This window comes from Neobacillus sp. 19 (genome assembly GCF_049463095.1).
Taxonomy (GTDB): domain Bacteria; phylum Bacillota; class Bacilli; order Bacillales; family Cytobacillaceae; genus Neobacillus.
This window is the reverse complement of the sequence record NZ_JBMPZU010000070.1, coordinates 74,389-100,760: the sequence shown is the minus strand read 5'-3', so window position 1 is coordinate 100,760 and position 26,372 is coordinate 74,389. Positions and strand designations below refer to the sequence as shown.

Below are 26,372 nucleotides of genomic sequence, written 5' to 3'. Positions count from 1 at the left end.
AGCACCTTTGCTCGGTCTATTTACTTGTAAAGGTTACGCGTTATACTTCAGAATGATTTGTTTTGCTACATTTTCCATTGTAACCTGCTTGTTCATGCTAATTTTTCTCATTTTTTTGAAGGCGGCATCTTCAGGCAGATTGAATTTCTGCATCAAGATTCCTTTTGCCTTTTCAACGATTTTTCTTTCCATGAGCTGCTTGTTCATGTTTTCGACTTGCTCTCGGTATTCCTGAGCATTCTCAGCCTGCCTTAAGGCAATTTCCACCGCAGGGATTAAATTGGCTTCATTAATTGGCTTTACCAGATAGCCTAATATATTTGCTTGTTTCGCTTTATCCACATACTCACGCTGGCTGTATGCCGTCAAAAGCAAAATAGGCGTATTCATTCGTTTTGAAATGATTTCACTTGCCTTTAGACCATTCATTTTTGGCATTTTAATATCCATAATGATTAAATCAGGCTGCAGTGAAAATGCCTGTTCAATTGCCTTTTCTCCATCCCCAATTTGGGCGACGACCTCATAACCGGCATCTTCCAGCATCATCGCTACATCTAACCGGACAAGGGATTCATCCTCGACAACCATGATTCGTTTCTTCATGCCAGAACCACCTCACTATCGATTGGGAATCTAACGGTGGCGATGGTCCCTGTTTCTGCTCGGTTAATCGAAAAATGACCGGATAAATCGTGCTCGATCATCATCGATACGATATCTAAACCTAATGAAGGCTTCGCATTCGGAGCATACCCCTCGCCATTGTCAATTACCTGGATCTCGATTTCATTGTCTTTTTGCTCAAACACAACGTTAATCTTACCTGTATTCCTTTGATTAAAGGCATGCTTGACACAATTTTGAATCAATTCATTGATCACCAATGCCGCCGAAACAGCCTTATTCGTTTTAATGTGAAGATGCTTTGGACCTGAATAAGCAATGCTGATCTTTTTATTTTCATGCTCTGCTTCAAAGACGAGTGTACTGCCAATTTTCTCTATTAAACTATAAATATCAACATCGTCAACACTAGAGTTGGAAAGAATAATCTCGTAGACGGACGCAATACTAGTAATCCGGTTAAGACTTTCCACAAAGTGGACCTTGCTTTCCTCCGGTAAGCCTCTGCGCATTTGTAGTCTCAAGAGACTTGCAATCGTTTGCAAATTATTTTTCACGCGGTGATGGATTTCGCGAATTGCAACGGATTTGACAATCAGTTCTCTTTCCTTTTCCCGGAGCTCTGTAATATTCTTAAAAAACAAAAAGGTTCCAATTGATTGATCCAGCGATCCTAACCTGATTTTCTTCACCTGAAAAACTTTATTTAACATCATTACTTCTTCCACAATTAGGTCTTCTGGGTCCTCAAGAATGTCTTCAATGCTTGGAAAAAAGGGCACTAGCAACTTCCCTATCTTACTTTCTTCCTCACCGATTTCCTGAAGGAGATTTCTCGCTGCAGGATTGTAATAGAGAATTTTACTATCCCGATCAATAAAAAATAAGGAATCTTCGATCACCTCAGGAATAATTGGTCTATTCTCAGTAAAACCAATGACAATTTCACTTAAGGCTTTCGTAGTTTCTGACAACGCTTCCATTTTTTGCTGATGCTGCAATTGGTCACTGATATCCTTTTCCATGATTAATGTACCGATCACAAGGTTACCCGCGCCATGAATAGGGACCACACTTTGGTCAACTGTCTTCCCTTCTTGAGTTAATGCTCGATTAAGAAACATGGGCTTACCTGTTCTTAATGAAAAGAAAACAGCTGGTTCGAACGCCTCATAGACAAACTTTCCGGCAACCGATTTTTTATAAACCGATTCTACCGTAGTGGGTGCAGCTTCTGCCACAACAATTGCATGTTTCCCCTCTTTTGTCGGACAATCAACGAATACATTTGCCCTATTTAAGTCTGCAATTAATGGCAGGTTCACGACAATCTCTTTTATTCTTTGAACGTCTTCCACTAAGAGACTCGTATGCAATGTACATAATTCTTCTACAAGTTCGATATTCATATGATGTGATTTCTCCTCTGTTTATAAAGAGACAGAATATAATAAATATTATAGTAGCAGGGCACGATTAATGTCAATCTAAGTCGTAAGAAAAGCGAAAGCCCCCTGGACAGCTGCGGGTTGAAACTTATCAATTATATTAAAAAAAAGAAGGCTGAGCCTTCTTTTTTAGTTTTTTCTTGTTCAATCAACCCGCTCTTCTAAAAAGATAGGCTGGGTTTTACCTTCATAAGTTTTGGATTTCGCTATTTGTTACAGGGCCGGTCCTCCCAGGGGCACGGCAAAATAGGGGGGTGTCGGTGTCGGCTTCTGACTCAGCGTGTGATCCATCACATGGATCAAGTAATGATCCATCTGATGAAAATAAGGTTGATAGTAAGGAGCGTATCCAAAACCCAAAGGCGGATATCCGTATGGATGGATGCCGTAAAAAGGGTATGGCACAAATCGGTACATATTGTTTCTGATTTTGAAGTTCATGTTCCACCTGCTTTATTAAAGGGACTATATGGCTTCTTTCATAATATGGTCTGAATTTAAGGAAGAGCTTAGCTTTTTTTAATTTAGGTGCTGCTATACCATACTCTCAAAACAATGAAAAAAGGGCAGTTCCACCAGCAAGCGGTGAATCTGCCCCATTTGAAAGCTTTATAAGAACATATCGAGGATTAGCACACCAGCTAGTCCGACTAGAGAAATAATTGTGACCATGACCGACCAGGTTTTGATCGTCTTCCCAATGGATAGGTTAAAGTATTCTTTATAAATCCAGAAGCCTGCGTCATTCACATGCGAGAAGGTGACACTTCCAGCACCAGCGGCTAACACCATTAGTTCAGGGCTTGTACCTGTTGCGGCAACAAGAGGTGCGGCAATTCCCGCTGCTGTCATACCTGCAACAGTTGCAGAACCTACTGACACCCTTAGGATGGCTGCAATCAGCCATGTTAACAATAATGGGGAAAGAGTCGATCCTGCCATGATGTCGGAAATATATTTATCAATATGACTGTCAATGAGTACTTGTTTGAACGCACCGCCCGCAGCAATGATTAACAATATCATCGCAATTCCGCTAACGGCATCGCTAAGCGATTTCATAATCTCCGGCATTTTTTTACCTAAATTAAGACCAAATGTAAAGATGGCAAAAAGAACGGAAAGTAAAAGTGCAACATCCGCATTACCGATAAAGTCAGTAACTGGCTTAATCGCTGAGTTCGGCGCAAAAATTTCTACAACGGCTTGTAAAGCAATTAAGATAACTGGTAAAAGTGCCGTAATAATACTGATTCCAAATTTAGGCATCTCTTCTTCTTTAAATTCTTTCGGATTAAATAAACCCTTTGGAATTTCAATTTCCAATGACTCTTTTTTAAAGAATTTTGTATAGACCGGACCTGCCAGAATGAAAGCTGGAATGGCAATAATGATTCCCCAGATTAAGGTCTTCCCGATATTTGCTCCAAATACATCCGCCACCGCTGTCGGTCCTGGATGCGGAGGAACAAATCCATGCATCGTAATAAGCGCGGCAATAACCGGCATTCCGATATATAAAACAGGAACCCTTGCAGCAGTAGCAATCGTAAACACTAATGGAATTAATACAACTACCCCTGTTTCAAAGAATAAAGCGATTCCAACTACAGCCGCCGTAACAATTGCCGCTAATTGAACCCTTTTTTCCCCGAATGCATGAATCAATGTCGTCGCAATCCGCTGTGCACCACCTGAATCGGTCATTAACTTACCGAGTATGGCCCCAAAGATAATAATCATCGTTAGATGTCCAAGGGTTCCACCTAAACCGCTTTCAATCGACTTAATTGCCTCAAGCGGTGACATTCCTTCCAAAATCCCGACAGCAAGTGCCACAATAATTAAGGACACAAACGCGTTTAATTTGAACGCCATCATTAATACTAATAACAGTAATACCCCTATAATAACTGAAATAATTGGCATTTTCTCCCTCTTCCCCTCTTTTTGTATGATAAAAGGCTTGCCTAATAAGATGCCACACTTAATCTATTCAAGATGAATGGTAAAATCAGTGCTGATGAAGAAATAAGTGTGTGCATGCCTTACTAAAAGCAAGCCTAATGCCCAATATTTTTTCCCCTTATAATGACTTGTTGCTTAACATTTCAACCACTTCTCTTAAATCGGTCTTTGTCCCAACGTTACCTGGGAAGATGACATAGGCAATGCCTGGGAACTTGCTTTCACTGCCTGTTGTCCAGACGGGAATTCCCGGTCTAACTTGCCCAGCTACGGTTGCTCTTTGCACTTCAAGACCTTTTGTACCCACATCACTGGATGTAATGCCGCCCTTGGCAATCACAAAAGCAGGTCTCACTTCTAATCGTTTCACAATACTCGTGACCGCATCAGAAATTTTTACAGAAAGCATTAATTCCTCTTCTTTTTTGCCTTCACCAAGATCCAGTCGTTCCCGTCTTGTATAAACAGCCACATTTTTTCCCGCTTGGATTATCTGATTACTTGCTGCAACAACCCGATCAAGTTCTTGTTCGAATTTTTCAGGTTCCAACACAAGATGAACATCAAATTCAATAAACTGGACAGCATCGGATTTCTTCAATTCGGCAAGCTGTTCGGTTGTCTTTTGCACATGTGAACCAATAATGACAATCCCGCCATTTTCGGTTTCCTCTGTGATCAGTTCAGCCCGAGTTAGTAAGCATTTATCGCCTACGCCTCCGATGACCTTCGTAAGAGCGGCTGCACTTCTAAACATGAAATTTTTCCCTTTATTGATTGCCCTAACTAAAGCAATCGTAAAAATTTTCACGTCGACATAATCAACAGCATTTACAATGATTTTATTAAACTGTTCAACTTCTAGTAATTGCTGTTCAATCGCTTCAATATCAAGGGAGCGCAAGCTTTCAAGTGAAATATACGTCATATTCTCCGCTTTATATTCACCTAGCGATTTTTCCTCTGCATACTCGCCTAAATGGGATTTGGTATAACCGAAGGTACGATCCTTCGCAAATTCCGTTTCCCCTGCAGGAACTAAATATTCGTCATATTGAACATAGTGTGTATTATCAATTGTGAAGCGGCCGCCTTCTTTAAAGAAGGGCACAATCACTTCACCATCAAATGTACAATCAGAATGGGACTCGACTGTTTCCTTTAACACCTTTGTTTCAAGGGGATAATGTCCCCTTAAAGTGGAATCACCGCGGCTGATGATGATAAAATCACGATTAAACTTTTTCGCTGCGGACACAATATTCGCTGCGATTTCTTGATGCGCTTTTGTCGTCTCAGCAGCTGTAAATCCACGTGAGTTTGTCAGAATGAAAAACATGGAATTGTCTTCTGCGAACCCTTTTTCAATACTGTCCAGCGTCCAGTCAGTATAAACGGAAACACCATGAACCGTTTGAACCCCTGTTGGATCATCGTCCAGAACGATGATTTTTTTATTTAGCTTTTGCAGTTCCTTTTCGATTATTTCATTTACTACGTCTGAATCAACAGATGGTATCCTGCTAAAAACTTCTGTCACTAGTCTTTTATTTGAACTCATTGATTAGAACCCCTTACTTCAACATTAGCCAGTTTTTCATAATATTGAACAATGCCGCCGTGGTCGTTCATTAACTTACCATCCACTTTTAAAGCGTGGAAAATTTCTAGCAGGTGACTTGATAATGGAAGCGGGACATCAATTTCATGAGCTGTATCCATCACATTCGTAATATCTTTCATATTGATGGCAATCGTGCCTCCTGGAGCAAAGTTTCTTTCCAGAATTAAAGGTACTTTCGCATCTAGTACCGCACTGCCTGCCAGTCCGCCTCTGATTGCTTGATACATTTTTTCTATATCAATTCCGGCTTTTGCTGCTAGAACAAGTGCCTCAGACATCGCCGCAATATTCAGGTTAACAATAATTTGGTTCGCTAATTTTGCCGTAACACCGCAGCCGCTGTCGCCCACTAATGTCACATCTTTCCCCATATCATATAGGACCGGTTTTGCTGCTTCGAATACATCTTCCTTACCGCCAACCATGATCGCTAAAGTTCCGTCAATCGCTTTTGGTTCTCCGCCGCTAACTGGTGCATCCAAAAAGCCAACGCCCGTTTTCGATGCTTCTGCTGCAAGTTCTTTCGAAACGGCAGGTGTAATCGAGCTCATGTCAATAATAATGGAGCCTTCTTTTGCTCCTGCCAAAATTCCATTTTCACCAAGAACAACAGCTTGTACATGCTTAGATGCCGGCAGCATCGTGATAATAATTTCGCTGTTTTCAGCTGCTTCTTTCGCTGAGCCCGCTTGAGCCGCTCCAGCTTCTGTTAACACTTTCACTGCCTCTTGATTAAGATCATTAACCGTTACGCTATGTCCTGCTTTAATAAGGTTTAATGCCATTGGTTTTCCCATAATACCTAATCCGATAAAGCCAATCTTTCTAGTCATGTTGTATGCCTCCCCGTTCGCTATGGTCAGAAATATAGAAGATTACTTGATGAATCATCCGCTTTTGAACGGATTTTCAACTAGCAATCGCTTTCATAAATAATTTACTCTTCGATTGTATACCACTTTTTATTTTTTGTATACATTTTTATTTAATTTTGTATACACTTTTTCACTCTATGTATAACCTATCCTCTTATTCACCAGTATTATTTACGAAAGCAATTTGGTACTATGTATGTAGATAAGAAATATACTGAGGTGAAACTTGTGCTTGAAAGTAATAGCTCACGCCCTGCATACCATCAATGTTATGAAATTCTTCGTGATAAAATTTTAACAGGGGAACTTCCAGGTGGAACAAAAGTGGTCGAAGAAAAATTAGCTGCGGAATTAGGTGTTAGTCGAACACCGATAAGAGATTCGATTCGAAAATTGGAAAATGAAGGACTTATTGTGAAAAAGAAAGTGGTAAAGCCGACAGAGAAAGATTTACGAAATATGTTTCAAGTCCGGATTCAGCTAGAAGGCTATTCAGCGAAATGTGCCGCGACCTTTCTTAAAGAAAAAGAAATTGAACAACTTTATAACTATGTTGAGATTGGCAGGAATGGAACGAAAGAAGAAATCATGTCTGCCAATGAACGGTTTCATAATGATATTGTTCAAGCCAGCAATAATCCATTCATGATTGAGATCATCGATCGGATGCAGGCGATAATCTACCTATTTAGAAAAACCGTTGTCATCTACAATCGCCCGCGGCTCATCGACGAACATGAAGAAATTTATGAAGCGATCAAGGCAAGAGATGGAGAAACGGCTGAATTACTAATGAAGAAACACCTGGAAACAGACTTGAACTTTTACCTTCATTTAATGGGGAATGAATAGTAAAAAAAGCGAAAGTGCCCTCACAGCGAGGGCACTTTTTAGATTATTGATTGGCTAGCAGACGGACACATTTCGTCATGACCGGTTCCATTGCTTCCTGCATTTCCGACATAATCGTAGAAAGATGGGCCATTTGGTTTTGGTCAGGCACCGACTGCATTTTTTCCTGTTGATTTAACATGATACATAGCTCTATCAGCACTTTTTAATAGGGCTGAAGGGGTATCACCATGTTTAGATATGGCAATGCCAATGCTCGCGGAAATCCTCAAATCATGTACATTTAATTGTAACTTTTTCAAAATTCCCTGCGCTGCTTCGATTGATTTTTCTTGATCCGCCCCCACTAACATGACAATAAACTCATCGCCCCCAAGGCGGCCGACAAACATGGAATCATGACAGCAGAGGTTTAACTGATTCGCCACTTCTATTAATATGCGATCTCCTTCTTCGTGGCCATAGGTATCATTCACCCTTTTAAATCCGTCTAAATCAACAAACAATAGGGTAACGGATGGTTCACCCTGTAAGGTTTCTGATAATCTTTCCATAAAGTAATGCCGGTTTGGGAGACTTGTAAGTGAATCATACAAGGCTAAATGCTTTAATTTTTGATTCAAACTTTGCAGCTGCAATTGTTTTTCGGTTAGTTTTTCCGACAATAGTCCAACACCAATCGCGCATAAAAAAGTGACGATAGCCACACCTATATGGAGGGATAATTCTTGGTTGACTAATTCTGCCATTCGCAGATATTTTTCATACATAAACCAAAACAGGTGATAGACATTAACCGTCAATGCCGCAAAGACCCCGCCGGCAAATCCTAAATAATAGGAAAAAATAAAGCAAGGGAATAGCAGTAAAAACCAAACCATATCATCAATATAAAACATATCCAATCTAGCTAAAAAACCAGGAATCACTGTTAATATGATGCAAAGCCCCAAGATCATTTTAGGCATTCTTTGAATCGATTCCCACTTAACACTTAACGACATTCTGTTCCTACCCCTTCGATTCTTGTATTATCTTTGATATTATCACATGTTGTCGAAAATTGGAGTATAAACAAATAAATGACATAAATTACAATTATCAATAAAGTGAAACATCAATATGGCAGAAGTTTTTTGTTGCATTATAGCTGAATATAAATTAAAATTATTGCATAAAAATTCAATGTTATTTTAGAAAAATATCCAACTTGGAGGAACGATCATGATCCAGACCAAATTAGTAGATTCAGAGCTTGCTGAATGGACAATTCAGCAGCGCCGCCATTTTCATATGCACCCTGAGCTTTCAGGACAAGAATATAAAACAGCAGCCTATGTAAAGGAGAAATTAACCGAATTTGGTATTCCGATCGATTCGCGGTTTTCCGCACCGAATGTCATTGCCTTTTTCAAAGGAACAGAAGGGAAAAAGACGATTGCCCTGAGAGCGGATATGGATGCCCTTCCGCTTCAAGAAGAAGGAGACAAGAAGCCGTATATCTCAACCGTACCCGGTGTGATGCATGGCTGCGGTCATGATGGCCATACCGCTACACTGCTGGGAGCAGCTAAGTGGATGAGCGAAAACTCAAAGCTTATAAAAAACAATATTGTATTGATCTTTCAAAGTTCTGAGGAAGCTTCGCCAAGCGGAGCCCAGCAGCTTGTAAACGAAGGTGTACTCGACGGTGTCGAAGCGATTTATGGTATTCATTATATCTCCGGGATGCCGCTTGGGGAAATTGGCTTCGCCACCGGCTATGCGATGGCATCGTGTGACGATTTTGAGATCACGATTGAAGGGAAAGGCGGGCACGGCGGCTATCCACACCAAACAGTGGACCCGATCTATATCGCAACCCATCTGATTCAGGCATTTCAATCGATTGTCAGCCGCAACTTGAACCCGCTTCATGCCGGGGTCATCTCGATTGGCGGGATGCAGGCAGGCCATTCCTATAATGTGATTCCGGAGAAGGTTTCAATTCAAGGAACGATTCGGGCGATGACGTTTGAGGCTGCAGAATTAATGCACGAAAAAACGGCTCATTTAACTGAATCGCTTTGTGCAAGCTTTGGCGCCAAAGGGCACTACCGCTTCATCCAGGGCACGGTGCCATTGTACAATCACCCGGAGGCATGCAAAATTGCGAAGGGAATTATTGAAAAATCCTTTGGAGAAGGGGTCTTTGTGGAAAAAGAACCTGTTATGGGTGCTGAAGATTTCTCCTACTATGTAAAAGAAAAAACCGGCGCCTTCATTAATGTCGGAATGCAAAGCGAAAAAAGCCAATACCCGCACCACCATCCTAAATTCGACATCGACGAAGCTGCCATCCCAACTGGCATCGAATTAATGATCCAATTGGCTTTACATGCATAAATGAATGAGTGAAGCACGGGAGTTGTACCATTCCCGTGCTTCTTTTTTGTTTATTTCTTTCTGTTTTGATAAATAATTCAGTTAAGAAAATCTTGATATTCTTAGTGAACTTTTGATAAATTGTTGGTAATATATAATTAATATCAAACACTGAAAACGGTATCAATGATAAGTTTGATTAGGAAATAAAGGATGGACGGAAATGATAAAAGATAAACGGATCAATAAAATTGAAGAGTATATTATCGAACATAAATCTGTATCTTTAGATGAATTGATGAACGTGTTTCAGGTGTCAAAAAACACGATTCGTCGGGATGTTCAGGAACTGGTTGAAAAGGGGGATTTCAAAAAGGTATATGGCGGTGTAGCTGTAAATGATTACAAGCGCGCTAAATTAGAATCTTTCCATGACAGGCAAGTTCGTCATCAAACAGAAAAGGAAATGATTGGGAAAGTTGCAGCGAATTATGTACAGGACGGAGATATCATTTTTATCGATTCAGGAACAACCACTATTGAAATGATTGAATATATCAATAAGAAACAGGTCACAGTGATCACCAATAGCCTTGATTTTATCGTTCGTGCACTTCCTTTCGATAATTTAAACGTGATTACAGCAGGTGGAATACTTGAAAGAAAGACAAATTCATTTGGAATCTTAAAATATATGGATATTCTAAATGCCTATAATATTAATAAAGCATTTATGGCTTCAACAGGAGTCTCCTTATCGAATGGTGTCACGAATTCTTCACCACTTGAAAGCGAATTAAAAGCTTCTATTGTGAATAGAAGCTCTGAAGTATTTTTATTAGTTGATCATGATAAATTTGATAAATACGGGTTAATGACCTATTGCGGATTAGATAAGATTGATTACCTTATAACAGATACCATGCCTAATGAAGTTTACCAGAATTACATGCAAAAGAATAACATTCAACTTATTATTTCTGGTCAAAAAGCCTTTCCTCATTAACATGAGAAAAGGCCTTTTTTTGCCTTAAAGAGCCTCCTTCGCGAGAATAAGCGCTCCAGTAATTCCAGCGTTGTCTCCAAGCCCAGGGCTCATAATATATTGGGCCAAATTCGGTAACGCTACATAATCGTTAAGTAACTTAGGCAAGTACTTGTAAACCGCACTAAATACCTGCTCCTGTTTCGCGACTCCTCCGCCTAAAATAATACTTTTTGGAGAAAGAATCAAAATGTACTGCATCAATGCTTGGGCGAGATAATACCCTTCCAAATCCCAGACCTCAAGTCGGTTCACAAGGTTCATGCCCTTATCACCCCAGCGTTCCTCGATAGCAGGTCCTGCCGCAAGCCCTTCTAAGCAATCATGATGGTAAGGGCATTTTCCTTTATAGCTGTCGTCCTCATGACGCCTCACGAGGATATGGCCCATTTCCGGATGGGACAGCCCTTCTAAAAGCTTGCCTTGCACAACAGCACCAGCCCCAATTCCGGTCCCAACCGTTATGTACAAGCAGCTGTCTAATCCTTTCGCCGCCCCAAGCGTCGCTTCACCCAATGCCGCCGCATTCACATCCGTCGTAAAACCAACTGGCACATCGAATTCGTCCTTCAATGCTTGGACAAACGGGTAATTCCTCCAAGCCACTTTAGGGGTCGACGTGATATAACCATATGTTGGACTCTCCCGATTCACATCAATCGGTCCGAAAGAACCAATCCCTATAGCCTCCAACGAATACTGCTGGAAAAACTCTATCACCTGACCCATTGTTTCTTCTGGCACCGTTGTCGGTATCTGAATCCGCTCATGGATTTGACCGTATTCATCCCCAACAGCACAAACAAACTTCGTCCCGCCTGCTTCAATTGCTCCTAACATACTTTTGTACCTCCTTAAGGTGCAAAGGACCGTTCTTCTCCAAAAACCGCCCCATGCTTATTTGCACATAAAGAAACAAGAGAAATAGCCCCCGCTTCTATCTATCTCTTCATTTTTTTGATTTTCGCTCTCATAACTGCTCTCTGCACCAGTCATCCATTACTTTGCCCGACAGCTTTCGCAAATATTTTCAGATGCCCATTTACAGACACATAATCCGAAAAGCATACCGATACGTCCGATCAGCAAATAGTGTGAATTCAGGATGTGTTTTTGCCTCCCATGAATCATCGCCGCCAACACCCATTTGCTTATGGTTGACGCGTACATAGGTTTTCGTCCGCTCCGGCAATTGATACGTATGAGCTGCTTCCTGTAACTCAGCCGCCGAGTAAGCACCAGCATTGATTTCTAGTAATGACTCACCCGTAATGCGCAGTTTAACTCCTTGCTCATTTGCAATTTCAAAGGAACGAACAGCGGTCTTATTCCCATGTTCCTGCGGCTTTAAATATGGTACAAACTCATCTGAAATAGTGGAAACGTGGCAGCCGATTTTGGCACCCTTTTCGCGGTCCCAGTAATTTTCATGTGGACCCTTTCCGTACCATGCCAGATGTTCAAACGACTTCTCTAATAGAAGAATCATCCCGATTTCCGGAATTTCCGGCAGGCCTTTACCAGGCAACAGTTCAAACACAACCCGTAATTGCCCGTCTCCGGCTATTTCGTAATCAATCGTACATTGTGATATAGGAGACGTTTGCAATTGAAGGACCGTACGAACCACAACTTTACCAACCATCTCTTCAATTTTTAAGCGCTCAAGCTTTGCCGTCCTGCCGGCATGTTCCCAAATCCCCGCACGCTCACCCAACTTGTTCCCACGGTCATTATCTGTAATGGCCCGCCAGAAATTCGGTGTGATGGGATCAGCTAATACTTCTGCACCCCGAGACAGCCATGAGGTAATCAGCCCTGTTGATTTGCTGATGAATACAGTGAAGGTGTCTCCTTCGATTATTAGCTGGTCCTCGGTTTCCTCGATACTTTTTAATGGCCACCCTTGTAACGGCGAAACAACGCTTCGTTCTGACAGAACAAATTGATCAAAAGCCATTTCATGCCCCTTATTAGCCCATAGCTGATCCGTCACGGTATGAAAACTAATCGTGAGAATGTATTCCTGTTCTCCTTTTACAAACTTTTCGAGAACATCAGTTAAGTCAATAACAGTCTGTGATAATGGCGGACAAGCAACCCTGAGAGTATCACTTGCTATTTCTTCCCCTCTCTCAGCATTGTCCATCTTGTTTCATATTCATCCACATCAGTGAATAACTGTTTATTGATTACAGTAAAAACCTTGTTCTCAAGGCGGACATCAATCGGCTGATAGCACTTTTTCACTTCAAAAATTTTCGGTGTGAATGACCCGTCCGAAAATATCAGACCGTTGCCGCAGAAATTTCCGTCGTGCGGTGATTCGCCAAAGTCACCGCCATAAGCGAGGTACGTTTCACCGGTATCGGCGGTCGTTTGTATGGCTTGATCTTTAAAATCCCAGATAAAACCGCCTTGCAAAATCGGATATTTTTGAAAAAGGTCTGTATATTGATAGAGATTCCCGACTGAATTTCCCATCGCATGAGCATATTCGCAGACAATATAAGGCTTTACCGGAACTGGACTCATTTCTGCCTGTAAAGCATATTCCTCAAGCATAGATGGAGACTCATACATCCTGCTTTCGATTTCGGTTGCATCATCCGAAGCACGGTACATCGTGACCCCTTCGTAGTGTACAAGCCTGGTTGGGTCCTCGTTTTTCATATGTTCCTTCATTTTGATAAAGTTCGTTCCGCCAAACGATTCATTTCCGAGCGACCAAATGACAACTGAAGGATGGTTTTTATCCCGGTGAAGCATGGAATGGCAGCGGTCGATGACATTTGCTGTCCACTCTTCGTGATCCCCGGGAACGGTGTCGCCTATTTCCTCTTGTCCATACGTCCACGAACCATGGGTTTCTAAATTGGTTTCATCGATGACATACAACCCATATTGATCACACAACTCATACCAAAAAGGGTGATTCGGATAGTGGGAGGTGCGGACGGCATTGATATTATGCTGTTTCATTGCCAAGATATCGTGAACCATCTCTTCCTTGGTAACTGCGCGACCTCTCAAATGGGAAAATTCGTGGCGATTCACACCGTTAAACAAGATGCGCTGGCCATTGATCTGCATCAGGCCATCTTTTATTTCAATTTTTCGGAAGCCCACTTTACAGCTTTGCGCTTCCATGATCGTCCCTTCGCTATTTTTCATGATAACGACAAAGGTATAAAGCGCCGGCTTTTCAGCACTCCAAAGCGACGGTGAGAGAATCGTTTTACTAAAATGCATCTCTGCATCTTCTATGGATTGCCTGTACTGTTCAGCTACCTTTTCATGAAAAACCATGTTCCCAGCAGGATCATATAATTGCGCCTCCATCGTTACCTGCTCGTCAGACAAACAGGCATAATTGGATAACTTGAAATCAATAGACAGTTCCGCATTCGTATACGCCTGATCTAAATGGGTTTTCACAAAGTAATCCCGGACATGAAGAAGCGGTGTGGTATAGAGATAGACATCGCGAAAAATACCGCTTAACCGCCAAAAGTCTTGATCCTCTAACCAGCTGGCATCACTCCAGCGATAGACCTCAACCGCCAATTTATTTTTCCCTTCTATTAAAAAGGGGGTGAGATCAAACTCACTCGGCGTGAAGCTGTCTTCACCATACCCGACCAAATCGCCATTCACCCAAACGTAAAAGGCGGATTCTACCCCAGCAAAATGGATATAAACAGGCTGATTGTCCCACTCTTTTGGAATATCAAAATAGGTAATATATTGACCAACAGGATTATAGTTCGTTGGTGCAAATGGAGGTTTGAGGTCCTCCTGTTCTTCCCATGGATAGCGGATATTTGTATACTGAGGATAATCATATCCTTGAAGCTGCCAATGTGACGGAACTTGAATCGGCTTCATGGAACTTTCATCAAATCCTTGTTTAAAAAAATCCTTAGTCCTTGCCGCAGGATTCTTAGAAAAAGCAAATTTCCATTCCCCATTTAACAATTGACAGTTTGGGGACTCCATTGGATCCTTTGTCATGGCATCTTGAACTGATAAAAACGGCATGCTGGTGGCATGTGCCGGGAGACGATTTAATTCAAAAATTTCCGGATTGTTATTCCACTCGGGATATCCGTTTGCTGGCGGTGTATATACATACTTTTCTTTCGCTTTCAACATGAAAAGGTTCCCTCCTATCCTTTGAAAAAAGTTCAAACCAGTACAAAAAGAGCCATCGATACGATGGCAATATGAATAAACTAGATAGATTCAGCTATTTTTCTATTAATTTGTTCTCGGATACCCAACAACCACTCACTTTGACATGGGTATTGTTTAAACGTAATTGGATGTTCCAATTGATTTTCCAATAAGGAAATGACTTCATCTCTTCCTATCAGACCTTCCAATAATTTTAGTGCTCTTACATCCTGCAGGGCATCGAAAAAGACTTCGAGTCTGAGCGATTCAATCGGACCCTTTTCGCCGGGATACACTAAAAAGGCATCACCTGAAGGGAAGCTGATATCCGCATCCGTATTCTTAAACGGATCAATTGGTTTACGGGAATACTGCGAAAACCAAAAATTATAGCCCCAATGCAGGAAACCCTTAATATCATGTTTATACAGCTGTAATCCAAGGATCCGCGTTCTGACAGATGGGAAGTTAAAAAATCGATTCGAAACCTCTTTATATTGGGCATTGCAATAATAGGTCCAAAGATTCGGTACACCCTGATCTAGAAATGGTTCGATATGGTCAGTCGCTGGAATCGGTTGTTTTACCAATCCTTTTTTATAAAATTCATAATCCGATAAGGCGTCAATAATAGGAAATTCCGCAAGATGGGTAAAGATCAATTCACTTGCACGCCTATAAGATTCCAAATGCTCCGTGTTTGGTTCATCAGAGATATGAAAGTAAACCTGCTTTTCTAGATGGTGACTTTTAATATATTTCACGAACTGCGGCAAGAACTGGGAAAGAAACAATTGATACTCCTCACCCGTTGCATCCGTATCCCAGCCGAAAATGGATTGCTCCTGCCCGTCTATAATGGCGACAATTTTCGGGGCATGATACGCCCCCCACTGGGTAAAGAAATGGGAAAACTCAAAGTATTGAATGCCACGATTTGAACAAATCTCTATCCAGCGTGTCAATTTGTCAAAAGAAAAACAATACTCATCTCCATGCTTTTCTACCCCAATTAATTGGACCGTAGGCCGTTCCCCGCCTACCTCTGTATCAAGCGGCGGGGTAAACAATGGAGTAAGAATCATGTTGATTCCATGGTCAGCTGCTGTTTTTACATACTGGTCCACAAGTTCCCAATACCCCTCACTAAACACATCAACATCGTAGTAGACAGCTAAACAATCCGTATGAAACCATTCCGTATGAATCAATTGCTGTTGGGGCAATTCAACAGGAATCACCTCCAGTAGAAATTGTTCCTCCGCCAATTTGTCGCCTTTTTCATTGTTAAAAACGATGGTAATTTCATGAATGCCCGGTTGATCCTTTTTATCGATAGGAACGGTAAACCAGACAGAGCGCCATTGGTTTGGATAGCCAATCATTCCCTCTTCACCAATCGGATACAGGGGGTCTGGATATAATCCCGGCGCCGTCCGCAGAACCTGGTCATCATGGTCGTGAAAGCTAGGGTATTCCGATGGAACAAGTCCCACCATTCGAACTTGTACAGGAGTTTGAAAATCTGCTTTTACTTCCACACCGATATTTTTGATTGGTTCCCCTATAAATCGATAAGCAACTTGAAAAGAAAAAACTTCATTTTGCAATGAAGTTGCCCTGCTAAATGAAGGGTGTGTTAGCTCCTCATCAGCAAACACTTTTTCAAGGGAACTTAAACATCTTGTTTCAAAAGTAATACCGCTCCCGTTCATCTAACTCCCCCTCTACAATTCTTCTTCCAAGCTTACGAGATAATCAAATCCTCTTTTTAGACTTTCGAAGATGCCGATTCTAGAATAATCTTGCTCCACACAATAATATTCAACTCCGTTTGCTTCTCCCCATTTAACAACGGATCTTATATCAATATCACCGCTGCCAACTTCCATTAAGTTGTTTTCCATATCGTTCACATCATAGCCGGACCGATAATCTTTCAAATGGAGGATTGGAGCCCTTCCACTGTATTTCTTGATCGTTTCCACAGGGTTTTCACCAGCGACCGTCATCCAATACGTATCTGGTTCTGGGTAAATGCATATCCCATTGACAGGGTCTGTAATATAATCCATGACTTTCCGGCCATCGACGTCATTGTTGTAATCATACTCCGGATTATGAAGACCAACTCTAAAACCAAGCGGACTCAATTTTTGTGCCGCTGCCAGCAATACTTCTTTTGTCTTGCGGTAGCCTTGTTCGTTCTGTTCTTCATCATCAATATATTTGTCGTAAATCGTTTTACAGCCAAATAAATAGGCCTCTTCAATGATTCCATCTAAATCGTTAAAAAAACGATCATGCTTGATATGCATGCCTGCGACTCGTAATTGATATTTTTCAAGTAAACGGGCAACTTGAATCGGATCATTTCCTCTCATCCCATCAAGCTGGACAGCCTCAAAACCAATTTCCTTCAGTTTTCTTAAAGTCCCTTCAGCATCCTCTGCAAACTCCTTGCGGACAGAGTACATTTGCGCGGCAATCTTTGACCTTAAATTTTTCACGCTAGCTCATCTCTTTTCAAATCCAAGTAATGGATCTCTTCTGGAGAAAGTTCAATAGATGCACCTGAAATGGAAGAAACTAATTCATTCTTATTTTCTGAACCAATCAGTGCGGCAGTAGGAAATGATTGATTTAATACATAGGATAAAGCAATTTGAATCGGTGATGCCTGTTTCTTCTCCGCCAATACTTTAGCGCGGCTGTATCTTTCCCAGTTTTCCTCGCTATAATAAACTTCCACCATTTCTTGATCTTCTAGAATTTCTGGAGAAAAACGTCCTGAGAAGAAGCCGCCTGCTTGACTGGACCAAGAAAATAACGGGAGGCCTGTTTCTTCATGCCATTTCACCATGTCACTGTTCGCGGACACGCAATTTTCCCAGCGTGGCTTTAATGGCTTAGCCAGGCTTAAATTAGGACTGTTGAAGCTAAGCCGTGTCAATCTATTTTCCTTTGCATAGTTATCTGCCTCGATGATTCGATCTATTTCCCAATTGGATAACCCGATGGCGTAAATTCTTCCTGCTTCAACTTGTTTATGAAGAGCTTCCATAATCGGACCAACCGGTTTTGTTGGATCATCTCTATGCAATGCATAAAGTTCAACGTGGTCGGTTTTTAAATATTCCAAACTCGTCATTAAATCTTCTTCAATTGCTTCGGGGGTTACTCTTGGCTGGTGAGGATTTTCCCTTACAGGATGGCAACCTTTTGTTAATATATTCAACTTGTCCCGATTGCCTCTCATTTCCATCCATATTCCCAATGCCTTTTCACTATGACGATAATGTCTTGCCGTATCAAAGGTATTGCCGCCACGAGCCATATATTCATCTAAAACAGGTGCGGCAAATTCCATATTATCAAGTCTTAGGAAGTCCCCAGATCCCAAAACAATATTTGAGCAAGTCAGGGTAATGGGCTGATGATTTCTGGTCCCATTGACAGTAATAGATTTCATTTTTTCTTCCTCCCATGCTGTTTAAAAATCTAAATCAAGATCTGCATACCGATCGTTATCTTGATTATTTTGCTCTTCCATGACGCTTTTTTCATAAAGCTTAAAGAAAGGGTAATACATGATGACCGCGAGTATGAAGACAACGATCATCATAATTAACGCCCGCCAGTCCATTGTGGACAAAACCTGTGCCAGGGGGATGGGTGCATCGGCCACATGAACAACGGGAAAGTTCACAAATCCCCACTTAAAGATATACCATTGTAAGGTAGCCAATATCGGCGTACCAATCACAAAAGGAATAAACAAATAGATATTAAATGCGATCGGCAGACCGTAGAGAATCGGTTCCGTAATCGAAAATAAACTTGGAATAATGGATGTTTTACCAACACTTTTAATCTCGTTCACTTTACTGCCTAATGCTAAGAGGACAAGTGCTCCAGCGATTCCTGCCCCTGATAAACTAGCAAAGTAATCCCAGAAGTTTGGAGTGAAAATATATTCCGGTGTCCCCCCGTTCATCACGGCCGATAGGTCTTCTCCTAAATAGAAGGTGGCGAACGGTAGAATAAAACCGGCTAGAACGGCATACCCATTGATGCCAATAAACCAAAACAGCATTTCCAAGAAAACGAGAATAAAGACCATAACTGGTGTATCAATCGATTCAATCCCCCAAAACAGGTAATGAAAAATCCATTCCGACACATTGGTCTGCTTTGTCGTAGTTTCAATCAATAGATTGATAGCCAAGAAGGCAGCTGAAAGTAATACAACAGGCATGACGAATTGGAATGTATGAACACTGCCTTCTGGGATGTGTTTAAATTTAGCGGTTAAATTATATTTCGTACATTTGTTTAATACTTCCACCGTCAATAACGACACAATTAAAGCAATTAGGAAGCCGCCCGTATCAAAATTCCCATAATCAATTCCGGTTGGGGTAATCCCGCCAACAGCAACCCCGACAATAAAAACGCTGGAAAAAATCGACGGGATGATGGGGGCATCAATCCTTCTTGCATGGCGATACGATACAGAAACGGCTGCATAGATCGACAGCATCCCGAAGGTCAGCTGTACCGGAATATTCAATAAATCTAGCTTCAGAGAACCTAATAACCCAAAGTTCTTCTGCAAGTATTGTAAAATGAACGAAATAACAAAGAAAAACGATCCAATGAGTAAGACTGCTGTTAAGTCCTGCATTCCATTTTTGATGGAAGCTAAATGTTTTTGCTTCTCCAGTCTCCCCGCGAAGGGTGCAATTGCCTTTTGAATGGTGGGGATTCGTTTGTCTATAAAGCTAAGGAGTGATTTCATTGAAACGAACTCCCTATTAATTAATCCTTTGTGAATTCATGACAATTGCTTGTTTAATAATATTCCCCGCATTCATCGTTCCATAATCTTTGCTATTAATAATTTCGATTGGTTTTTGATGAGCATCTGCCAATTCCTTTAGTTCATCAAAACGATGGCCAATTTGCGGACCAAGAAGCATCACATCGAAATGAGCAATATGTTCGTTTAATTCTCCTGCCGGATGAGCTTCTATTTTAATATCCTTGTCTTTTAGTTTTTCACTGTTGTTGACAACCTCTTTCATCTTGGACACTAAAATGCCGGTGGATGCTCCTAAATTACAAAGCAATAGAATGTGCAGTTTATTGTTCATTGCAGACCAGCTCCTTCTTTAAAGTGTTGAACATAAGAATCATTTCTTTCACAATGGTTGACATTAAAATGGTATTCATTAACGTATCCTGAGCATGAATTAATAACACAGAGAACTCATTTGGAACGCCATTTGCTTCATTGACAATTAAACTAGTTTGTAAGTTATGGGCTTCATTCATTAATATTTCGGAGTTTTTAATATTTTCTTCCGCCAGTTCCAGTTTCCCGTTCCGGGCATGTTCCAGCGCCTTTACAAGAATTGAAAAGGCTTCTCCTGCTTTTGAAATCATTTCAAATGAGATTTGCTCATTCACCATTAAAACCACCCCTTAGCTGTATAGTGTTGCAGAAACCAAATCATATATTTCTCTATTTGATTGTAATTGAATTAACCTTTCTACTTTCTCATCATCCATTGCCAGCTTTGCGATATTTTCCACGAGCATATGAGTATCTTTCGATTTAAAAGCTAACGTAATAATTAATTTAATTGGCTTTTCAAATCGATCATTGATATCGATTCCATTTGGTAAAATGGTGATCGAGATGGAATCCTGTATTACCCCGTCCTCCATACCTGCATGGGCAAGCATAACCCCCGGTGCGACAACCATATAAGGACCAAACTTTCGCAAGTTAGTAATGATTTTTTGCTCATAGGTTTCACTAATTAACCCTTTATCGATTAATGCACGTGTCCCCACTTTGATGGCCAAATCCCATCGGTTGGTTGGAATGCTTTTTTCCCTCGTGATATAGGATTCGTCAAAATAAATTTTCGGGATTTCTTTTTTAGGAGCCCTTGCCTCATCTTTCGAAAGGATGTTAATTAAGTCCAATTCCAGCTTACTCAAATTTGTAATGTTGGTATTTGCCCGGATTGTTTGCATGATCAAATTAAATTTATCTAACTCGTTTTTCTCATTCATCACGAGTTTTAAGCTTAAATGCTGCTGCAGGACTTCTAAATCCTTTTTCCGCAAGTAATTATTAACCTTTAATATTTTGGAAGACTGAATATCCGGCAAATCAACCGTAGAAATAATAAAATCATATTGATTGAGATGCTCTTTGCTAAATTCCCGTACAGGTAAGGTTTTTACTTCCTCATATTCAAATATTTTCTTAATCTGCGTGCTGATCATTTGCGAAATCGCTAAGCCTTCCACACAGACAATTAATATTCTGGCCATTTTCGCCTTGCGATCTTCCTGCCTGCGGATCTCTGATGCAAAGTAGATCGCAATAAAGGAAATCTCTTGATCTCCTATGCTAATCCCCAAATATTTCTCCGCATTGTTGCAGGCTGCTTTTGTCGCTAAAAATAGCTCTTTATAGTCCGAAACAAAATCGTGAAAAATCGGATTTTGGACAACGATTGATTGCTTCACCCGTTTCACCATTGCCTCAATATGTGCTTTTAATTGCGAGATAAAAGCAGGATTAGCATTGAAATCAACGTGATATGCCCTGCTTATATGGCCAATAATTTCTTCAAGAAATTTCGCAATCGTTTGATCATCTCTATGATCGGAGTGGCTTCTCATATTTTCAATAATCGTTAATAGGAGCGCCCCATGTTCGGACTGCTCTTGGCGCTGATGAATAAAGTCATTAAAATGCCAGTCAGCATTTTCTTGGAGGATTTTCATCACGACAATTAATAATAAGACATAATTGCGGTCATCTAAGACTTTCCCTGCATATTTTTCGATATTCCGGCATTCCAGTAATGCCTGATGCAAAATATCCAGATCAAGCAGATTAAATAACACCAATTCTGCCTGCTTCGAGAAAACATTATCATTATTGAGTAAAAAGCTATAGATTTCCCGAATGTTAATTAACTCCATTAACACTCTTGTAAAAAAATTGTATTTTTTTACTTGTGTACCGGAAATGGTGAAGCCTTTTCTCGTATGATGTTCCAATGACAAATTCTCATTTAGGAGCATTTCTTCGATCTCACTTAAATTGTTTAACACGGTCGTCCGGGAAATAAAGAGAATATCCTCAAATTGCGCAACCGGAACAATTTCGTCGCTTATTAACAATTTAAGCAAGATAAAACTTTGAATCTCTTTCTTTGAGTACTTATATTCACGTATCGTCGTGTATTGGTTGAAGGCTTGCAGCTTCTCCTTAAGGCCCGCCTTCTCCACTATGATAATTCCCTTTTTTGGATTTTTCCTAATTACATCCAAATGGTTTTTCATTAAATACTTTTCAATATTATTGATGTCATACCTTACTTGTCTTTCTGTGAGATGTAAATGTTCAGAGATATTCTTATAGGTCATAAATTCTTCTTGGACAAGTAAGAATTCCAATATTTGCAGCTCTCTTTGCTTTAATCTCACCATGATGCCTACCCCCTAGGTACATAATAAATATGGAAAAGCACCAAAACAATCTTACTTATAACCATTTTTGACAGCTAAATGGCTGAAAAATATTACAAAATATTATACTGTGAACAGTAAGGTTTTAATTTCGAATGGTTTCACTGTTACATCCACTTCGTTTGTGGATACCAGATCACCAATTGGATTTTCCATTAAATCGGTTTCCGTCCAAGAACTGAATGGGAAATTAGCTTTGAACGTCACTTTTTGTGTGCCGCCGGTATAATCATGGAATCTGACAATTACTCCATCGGAATTTTCAGCCTTCTTAATCGCATCAATCAAGATTTTTGGTTCATTCATAAAGGTAATGAGCTGTTGTTGAACAAAAGGTACCGTTCCAGATACTGCCTCTAGCGGGCAATTGACCGCCCAAGCCTCTTGGACCGTATTTGCTTGAATAAAGTCACCGCTATGTGGATAAAGGCTATAGGTAAATTCATGCTCGCCCACATCCGCAGTCGGGTCTGGATCAATAGCTCCCTTTAATAATGTTAGTCGGATGACATTATCTTTAATGTCATGACCATATTTCGAGTCATTCAATAGACTCACACCAAATTGATATTCAGATAGGTCGACCCATTGATGGGCAACTGATTCAAATCGTGCCATATCCCAGCTTGTGTTCCAATGTGTCGGGCGCTTCACATTCCCGAATTGGATATCATAGGTTGCTTCTGTTGTTCTTACGTTGACTGGGAACGCTACTTTCAATAATTGCTGGCGTTCATTCCAATTTACCTTTGTTTTAAAATCAATTCTCTTTGATTTTGAACTTACGATCATCGTTTGAGTGATGTCAGATTTGCCAAATTGATAGGTAAATTCAATTTCAACAAACAAGTGATTCTTTTTATTCACAGTAATTTCACTTGCGGTGATTTCTTTCATTTTTTCGCTATAGTAAATATCGATATCCCATGCATCAAAGTTCATTGGCTTATCTTCGAAAAGCTGGAATACATTTCCTTTACCTGCAAGTACTTCTCTTCCCGTTTCTTTATCTAAGAGTCCGACTAATTGGCCGTCGGTATTCCACTCAATCACGTAGAATGGCGTTTCCACTTTACGCTCTTCTACAATGAATACCTCTGCTTCAGCAGTACCTTCCTTCGTGCTAAACCCTTTGATGGTTTCATAGCCCAAAGAAGGTATATTTGGCACATACACACGGTAACCATCCGCTAATTCAACTGATTCTAACGGCTGATTGGCATGATTGACAAAACGTAACCCTGCAGTTGTTTCAGGAATGAACACAAAGTCGCTGCGCTCCCACGCATTGCTATTAAAAATGTTCCATTCGTTTGATTGATTGTTTACTATTTTACAACGGAATTCCTCGTTAATACGCTCTAGAATTTCTGTTGCCACGCCGTACTCTATTCTCGCATCCTCATATACCTCATGGATAGAGGAGCCTGGAATAATATCATGGAACTGATTGCGGAGAATAATCTCCCAGCCGTCATGCAGCTTGTCCATTGGATACTCATACTGACCATTCTCTTTTAATGCCCATAATCTTAAAAACTCGGCTTCCCTGTACCCTAACTCCAGCTTCCTGTTAAATTTCTTAACGAACGCTTGAGAAGTATACGTTCCGCGATGGTACTCCAGATACAGTTCCCCGTCCCATGTATGAACATATTCATCCGTATTTTCTACCGTCTCACGCAGATTTTCAAAGTATTGCTTAGCGGAACCTGTCTTCACATGCGGCAGTCCTGGGATTTTATCCAAACGTCTTCGCTGTTCCAGCATTTCCCGATTCACACCGCCGCCGCCATCCCCGTGGCCATAGCAGACAAGCATTTCTTGATTAATATTCTTATCAATATAGTTATCATAGACGCCTTTTACCGTCTTTGGCTCTAATACACCGTTATACGTATAATGGAAGGAATCGGTCCCATAATCTTCAGGTTCAGGTGTTGTAATAAAATGGGTTAAGATTTTGCTTCCATCAATACCCTTCCACCAAAACGTATCATGCGGCATCCGATTAAATTGATTCCAGCTGATCTTCGTTGTCATAAAGGCTTTTAGATTGGACTTCACCAAAATTTGCGGCAATGCCCATGAATAGCCGAAAACATCTGGCAGCCATAAGAAGTTCGGTTCTTTATCAAATTCATTTTTCATGAACTGTGTTCCGTGCAATAACTGTCTGACAATCGATTCGCCCGATGGTATATTACAATCCGCTTCTAGCCACATTCCTCCGTCAATTTCCCAAGAACCATCGGCCACTCTTTGCTTAATTTGCTCATAGATTTCCGGATAATCCTTTTTCATATAGGAATATAATTGCGGCTGTGACTGCAAGAAATAGTAGTCCGGATAACGTTCCATTAAACGCAACACAGTCGAAAACGATCTTGCCGCCTTTTCTCTCGTATGTTTCAATCTCCATAACCAGGCTACATCGATATGCGTGTGTCCAATCGCAGTCACCGTTACAGGTGTATGCTTGTCCAGTTTCTCAATCTCACGCTGCATCGTATCATTTGCCTCGATACAGGATTGATAAAAGGACTCACTTCCAGGTTCAGACCAATCAATACATGTAAAGGTCTTTGCCAATGCTTTTTCTAAAATCACTTTATTTGGATCATTTTTATCAAGAATCTGTGCCGTTTCCAAAACCATTTTGGCCGTATAATATAAATCATCCACATCCGGCTGTAAGCTTGCAATATCGCTATATTTAAAGTCATGCTTGATGGTTCTTGGCGGACCGCCGCCTTCTAACCCTGACCATAATTTCAAACTCAAATCGATCGTCGTTCCATAGAATCGTTTATCGATAAATACTTCTTTATGATTCGCATCTACTCCTTGATAGGGAACGCCATTGATAAACAGCAAAGATTCAAAACCTGAGTTGGTTCCTCCATCAGTTTTCCCGAAATTAAACAGTAAAACGAATTCGTCGTCTTTTGAATCAGGAATAGACAATTTGCTAGAAAGCCAAATGTAATAGTCTCTCCCTGACCATGTTTCGCCGCGGCGGAACACATTCCATGTTTCATCTACTTTAGGCGGATATTTTTCCGATTTTGTTTCGTCTTCTTTATAAAACCATTCATTAATCCCTTCGCGATTTTGGTACCGATAGTCATTTAATTCTTCAATCCTGCTTTTTACTTTATCAAGCATGTAAAACATTTAGCACACACCTTCCAGTAACTATTTGAAGCTTATTTTAGCTGTGGGAATCTATGGAGTAAGCAGGGCCTGGCCAGCTGCATTCCATATTTTCCTCCCAAACCTTTGATGGATAAAACTTACTGTACCGATCATAACGATCATGATCGGAGGAAAGATAATACACGATAGGACTAAGACCACATAACAGATTCCTATAGAGAATGAATAGGGAAATTTAACAAAAGTCATAATTAAGCTATTTTTTAGCATTTCTTTCATGGAACGTTCCTTATCGGGCATCACAATCATATAATTGATCGCACTTAACGTGATCACCAGCAAGAAAAAGGCAGTAATAGAATAGATGAAAATACTCATCGAATGAGCAGCTGTTCGGGCAATTTCGATATTGACCAGCCCAATGAAATAGAATAAACATAACATGAGCTCACCGATCAAGCCTTTGAAAAATATGGCCTTAAATGAGATAAAGAACAGCCGAAACACATTTTCTGACACTTGACCTGCCTGCTTTTTCCGAAACACTTGTATCCCTGCAGAAAAAGAAGCCAGCATCGTAACCACGGGTAAAGAAAATAGGAGAATTACTAAACTCAATAGTATGATGTCCATTACTTTATCCAGCCATAACCAAATTTTCCCTTTCATCCTAC

20 protein-coding genes and 1 pseudogene are annotated in these 26,372 nt (G+C 40.6%); 4 read left to right on the top strand and 17 right to left on the bottom strand.

The annotated features are described in order from the left end of the window. Window positions 1-33 precede the first annotated feature (33 nt). On the bottom strand, window positions 34-606 hold the full coding sequence (locus ACO1D1_RS22495; RefSeq protein ID WP_423337188.1) for an ANTAR domain-containing response regulator: 573 nt from the start codon (window positions 604-606) through the stop codon (window positions 34-36). Beyond that, window positions 603-2,036, bottom strand: coding sequence for a sensor histidine kinase (locus tag ACO1D1_RS22490; protein ID WP_423337187.1), 1,434 nt, complete (start codon window positions 2,034-2,036; stop codon window positions 603-605). Before ACO1D1_RS22490 ends, ACO1D1_RS22495 begins: the two co-directional genes overlap by 4 nt. A 299-nt stretch (window positions 2,037-2,335) precedes the next feature. On the opposite strand from ACO1D1_RS22490, the gene ACO1D1_RS22485 reads away from it, so the two are divergent. Then, on the top strand, window positions 2,336-2,503 hold the full coding sequence (locus tag ACO1D1_RS22485; RefSeq protein WP_423337186.1) for a hypothetical protein: 168 nt from the start codon (window positions 2,336-2,338) through the stop codon (window positions 2,501-2,503). Between the two features lie 181 nt (window positions 2,504-2,684). On the opposite strand, the gene ACO1D1_RS22480 is transcribed toward ACO1D1_RS22485, so the two are convergent. From ACO1D1_RS22480 to garR, 3 genes are all read right to left on the bottom strand, one after another. Continuing rightward, the gene (locus ACO1D1_RS22480; protein ID WP_149871804.1) at window positions 2,685-4,004 is read right to left on the bottom strand and encodes a gluconate:H+ symporter; all 1,320 of its coding nucleotides are present in this window, start codon (window positions 4,002-4,004) and stop codon (window positions 2,685-2,687) included. Window positions 4,005-4,161: 157 nt separating this feature from the next. Then, window positions 4,162-5,604: a four-carbon acid sugar kinase family protein gene (locus ACO1D1_RS22475; RefSeq protein ID WP_423337185.1), complete on the bottom strand. Its 1,443-nt coding sequence runs from the start codon at window positions 5,602-5,604 to the stop codon at window positions 4,162-4,164. After that, complete coding sequence (gene garR, locus ACO1D1_RS22470; RefSeq protein ID WP_423337184.1) at window positions 5,601-6,500, bottom strand: 2-hydroxy-3-oxopropionate reductase; 900 nt, start codon at window positions 6,498-6,500, stop codon at window positions 5,601-5,603. The genes ACO1D1_RS22475 and garR overlap by 4 nt, the downstream gene beginning before the upstream one ends. A 270-nt stretch (window positions 6,501-6,770) precedes the next feature. Between garR and ACO1D1_RS22465 the strand changes: the two genes are divergently transcribed. Further along, the gene (locus tag ACO1D1_RS22465; RefSeq protein WP_149872812.1) at window positions 6,771-7,394 is read left to right on the top strand and encodes a GntR family transcriptional regulator; all 624 of its coding nucleotides are present in this window, start codon (window positions 6,771-6,773) and stop codon (window positions 7,392-7,394) included. A gap of 143 nt (window positions 7,395-7,537) precedes the next feature. Here ACO1D1_RS22465 and ACO1D1_RS22460 read toward each other — a convergent pair whose 3' ends face one another. Then, window positions 7,538-8,398 (bottom strand): GGDEF domain-containing protein, encoded by an 861-nt coding sequence (locus ACO1D1_RS22460; protein ID WP_423337183.1) that lies wholly within the window; start codon window positions 8,396-8,398, stop codon window positions 7,538-7,540. 220 nt (window positions 8,399-8,618) lie between these two features. Here ACO1D1_RS22460 and ACO1D1_RS22455 point away from each other — a divergent pair, with 220 nt between their 5' ends. Together ACO1D1_RS22455 and ACO1D1_RS22450 are read left to right on the top strand one after the other, a co-directional pair. Continuing rightward, window positions 8,619-9,779, top strand: a complete 1,161-nt coding sequence (locus tag ACO1D1_RS22455; RefSeq protein WP_423337182.1) for a M20 metallopeptidase family protein — start codon at window positions 8,619-8,621, stop codon at window positions 9,777-9,779. Between the two features lie 202 nt (window positions 9,780-9,981). Then, window positions 9,982-10,764, top strand: coding sequence for a DeoR/GlpR family DNA-binding transcription regulator (locus tag ACO1D1_RS22450; RefSeq protein WP_423337181.1), 783 nt, complete (start codon window positions 9,982-9,984; stop codon window positions 10,762-10,764). 24 nt (window positions 10,765-10,788) lie between these two features. On the opposite strand, the gene ACO1D1_RS22445 is transcribed toward ACO1D1_RS22450, so the two are convergent. The 11 genes and pseudogenes from ACO1D1_RS22445 to ACO1D1_RS22395 all read right to left on the bottom strand — a co-directional run bounded on the left by ACO1D1_RS22445 (window position 10,789) and on the right by ACO1D1_RS22395 (window position 26,367). Next, a complete protein-coding gene (locus ACO1D1_RS22445; RefSeq protein ID WP_423337180.1) occupies window positions 10,789-11,643 on the bottom strand; it encodes an ROK family protein in 855 nt (284 codons plus the stop codon). A 202-nt stretch (window positions 11,644-11,845) separates the two neighbouring features. Beyond that, window positions 11,846-14,958 (bottom strand): annotated as a pseudogene (locus ACO1D1_RS22440) (glycoside hydrolase family 2 TIM barrel-domain containing protein). 80 nt (window positions 14,959-15,038) lie between these two features. After that, window positions 15,039-16,694 (bottom strand): DUF4091 domain-containing protein, encoded by a 1,656-nt coding sequence (locus tag ACO1D1_RS22435; RefSeq protein ID WP_423337179.1) that lies wholly within the window; start codon window positions 16,692-16,694, stop codon window positions 15,039-15,041. A gap of 12 nt (window positions 16,695-16,706) precedes the next feature. Continuing rightward, window positions 16,707-17,456: a sugar phosphate isomerase/epimerase family protein gene (locus ACO1D1_RS22430; protein WP_423337241.1), complete on the bottom strand. Its 750-nt coding sequence runs from the start codon at window positions 17,454-17,456 to the stop codon at window positions 16,707-16,709. Window positions 17,457-17,485: 29 nt separating this feature from the next. Beyond that, complete coding sequence (locus tag ACO1D1_RS22425) at window positions 17,486-18,451, bottom strand: aldo/keto reductase (protein ID WP_423337178.1); 966 nt, start codon at window positions 18,449-18,451, stop codon at window positions 17,486-17,488. Between the two features lie 21 nt (window positions 18,452-18,472). Next, window positions 18,473-19,780, bottom strand: coding sequence for a PTS sugar transporter subunit IIC (locus ACO1D1_RS22420; RefSeq protein ID WP_423337177.1), 1,308 nt, complete (start codon window positions 19,778-19,780; stop codon window positions 18,473-18,475). A gap of 16 nt (window positions 19,781-19,796) precedes the next feature. Beyond that, a complete protein-coding gene (locus ACO1D1_RS22415) occupies window positions 19,797-20,135 on the bottom strand; it encodes a PTS sugar transporter subunit IIB (RefSeq protein ID WP_423337176.1) in 339 nt (112 codons plus the stop codon). After that, window positions 20,125-20,454: a PTS lactose/cellobiose transporter subunit IIA gene (locus ACO1D1_RS22410; protein WP_149871816.1), complete on the bottom strand. Its 330-nt coding sequence runs from the start codon at window positions 20,452-20,454 to the stop codon at window positions 20,125-20,127. The genes ACO1D1_RS22415 and ACO1D1_RS22410 overlap by 11 nt, the downstream gene beginning before the upstream one ends. Before the next feature lie 12 nt (window positions 20,455-20,466). Then, a complete protein-coding gene (locus ACO1D1_RS22405) occupies window positions 20,467-22,500 on the bottom strand; it encodes a BglG family transcription antiterminator (RefSeq protein ID WP_423337175.1) in 2,034 nt (677 codons plus the stop codon). A gap of 102 nt (window positions 22,501-22,602) precedes the next feature. After that, on the bottom strand, window positions 22,603-25,716 hold the full coding sequence (locus ACO1D1_RS22400) for an alpha-mannosidase (RefSeq protein ID WP_423337174.1): 3,114 nt from the start codon (window positions 25,714-25,716) through the stop codon (window positions 22,603-22,605). A gap of 51 nt (window positions 25,717-25,767) precedes the next feature. Continuing rightward, window positions 25,768-26,367: a DUF624 domain-containing protein gene (locus ACO1D1_RS22395; protein ID WP_423337173.1), complete on the bottom strand. Its 600-nt coding sequence runs from the start codon at window positions 26,365-26,367 to the stop codon at window positions 25,768-25,770. Window positions 26,368-26,372: the final 5 nt, after the last annotated feature.

What these genes read in the sequence shown, in the direction of transcription:
- ACO1D1_RS22495 (WP_423337188.1), bottom strand. Translation starts at nt 606, where the DNA reads ATGAAGAAACGAATCATGGTTGTCGAGGATGAATCCCTTGTCCGGTTA.
- ACO1D1_RS22490 (WP_423337187.1), bottom strand. Translation starts at nt 2,036, where the DNA reads ATGAATATCGAACTTGTAGAAGAATTATGTACATTGCATACGAGTCTC.
- ACO1D1_RS22480 (WP_149871804.1), bottom strand. Translation starts at nt 4,004, where the DNA reads ATGCCAATTATTTCAGTTATTATAGGGGTATTACTGTTATTAGTATTA.
- ACO1D1_RS22475 (WP_423337185.1), bottom strand. Translation starts at nt 5,604, where the DNA reads ATGAGTTCAAATAAAAGACTAGTGACAGAAGTTTTTAGCAGGATACCA.
- garR (WP_423337184.1), bottom strand. Translation starts at nt 6,500, where the DNA reads ATGACTAGAAAGATTGGCTTTATCGGATTAGGTATTATGGGAAAACCA.
- ACO1D1_RS22460 (WP_423337183.1), bottom strand. Translation starts at nt 8,398, where the DNA reads ATGTCGTTAAGTGTTAAGTGGGAATCGATTCAAAGAATGCCTAAAATG.
- ACO1D1_RS22455 (WP_423337182.1), top strand. Translation starts at nt 8,619, where the DNA reads ATGATCCAGACCAAATTAGTAGATTCAGAGCTTGCTGAATGGACAATT.
- ACO1D1_RS22450 (WP_423337181.1), top strand. Translation starts at nt 9,982, where the DNA reads ATGATAAAAGATAAACGGATCAATAAAATTGAAGAGTATATTATCGAA.
- ACO1D1_RS22445 (WP_423337180.1), bottom strand. Translation starts at nt 11,643, where the DNA reads ATGTTAGGAGCAATTGAAGCAGGCGGGACGAAGTTTGTTTGTGCTGTT.
- ACO1D1_RS22435 (WP_423337179.1), bottom strand. Translation starts at nt 16,694, where the DNA reads ATGAACGGGAGCGGTATTACTTTTGAAACAAGATGTTTAAGTTCCCTT.
- ACO1D1_RS22430 (WP_423337241.1), bottom strand. Translation starts at nt 17,456, where the DNA reads ATGTACTCTGTCCGCAAGGAGTTTGCAGAGGATGCTGAAGGGACTTTA.
- ACO1D1_RS22425 (WP_423337178.1), bottom strand. Translation starts at nt 18,451, where the DNA reads ATGAAATCTATTACTGTCAATGGGACCAGAAATCATCAGCCCATTACC.
- ACO1D1_RS22420 (WP_423337177.1), bottom strand. Translation starts at nt 19,780, where the DNA reads ATGAAATCACTCCTTAGCTTTATAGACAAACGAATCCCCACCATTCAA.
- ACO1D1_RS22415 (WP_423337176.1), bottom strand. Translation starts at nt 20,135, where the DNA reads ATGAACAATAAACTGCACATTCTATTGCTTTGTAATTTAGGAGCATCC.
- ACO1D1_RS22410 (WP_149871816.1), bottom strand. Translation starts at nt 20,454, where the DNA reads ATGGTGAATGAGCAAATCTCATTTGAAATGATTTCAAAAGCAGGAGAA.
- ACO1D1_RS22405 (WP_423337175.1), bottom strand. Translation starts at nt 22,500, where the DNA reads ATGGTGAGATTAAAGCAAAGAGAGCTGCAAATATTGGAATTCTTACTT.
- ACO1D1_RS22400 (WP_423337174.1), bottom strand. Translation starts at nt 25,716, where the DNA reads ATGTTTTACATGCTTGATAAAGTAAAAAGCAGGATTGAAGAATTAAAT.
- ACO1D1_RS22395 (WP_423337173.1), bottom strand. Translation starts at nt 26,367, where the DNA reads ATGAAAGGGAAAATTTGGTTATGGCTGGATAAAGTAATGGACATCATA.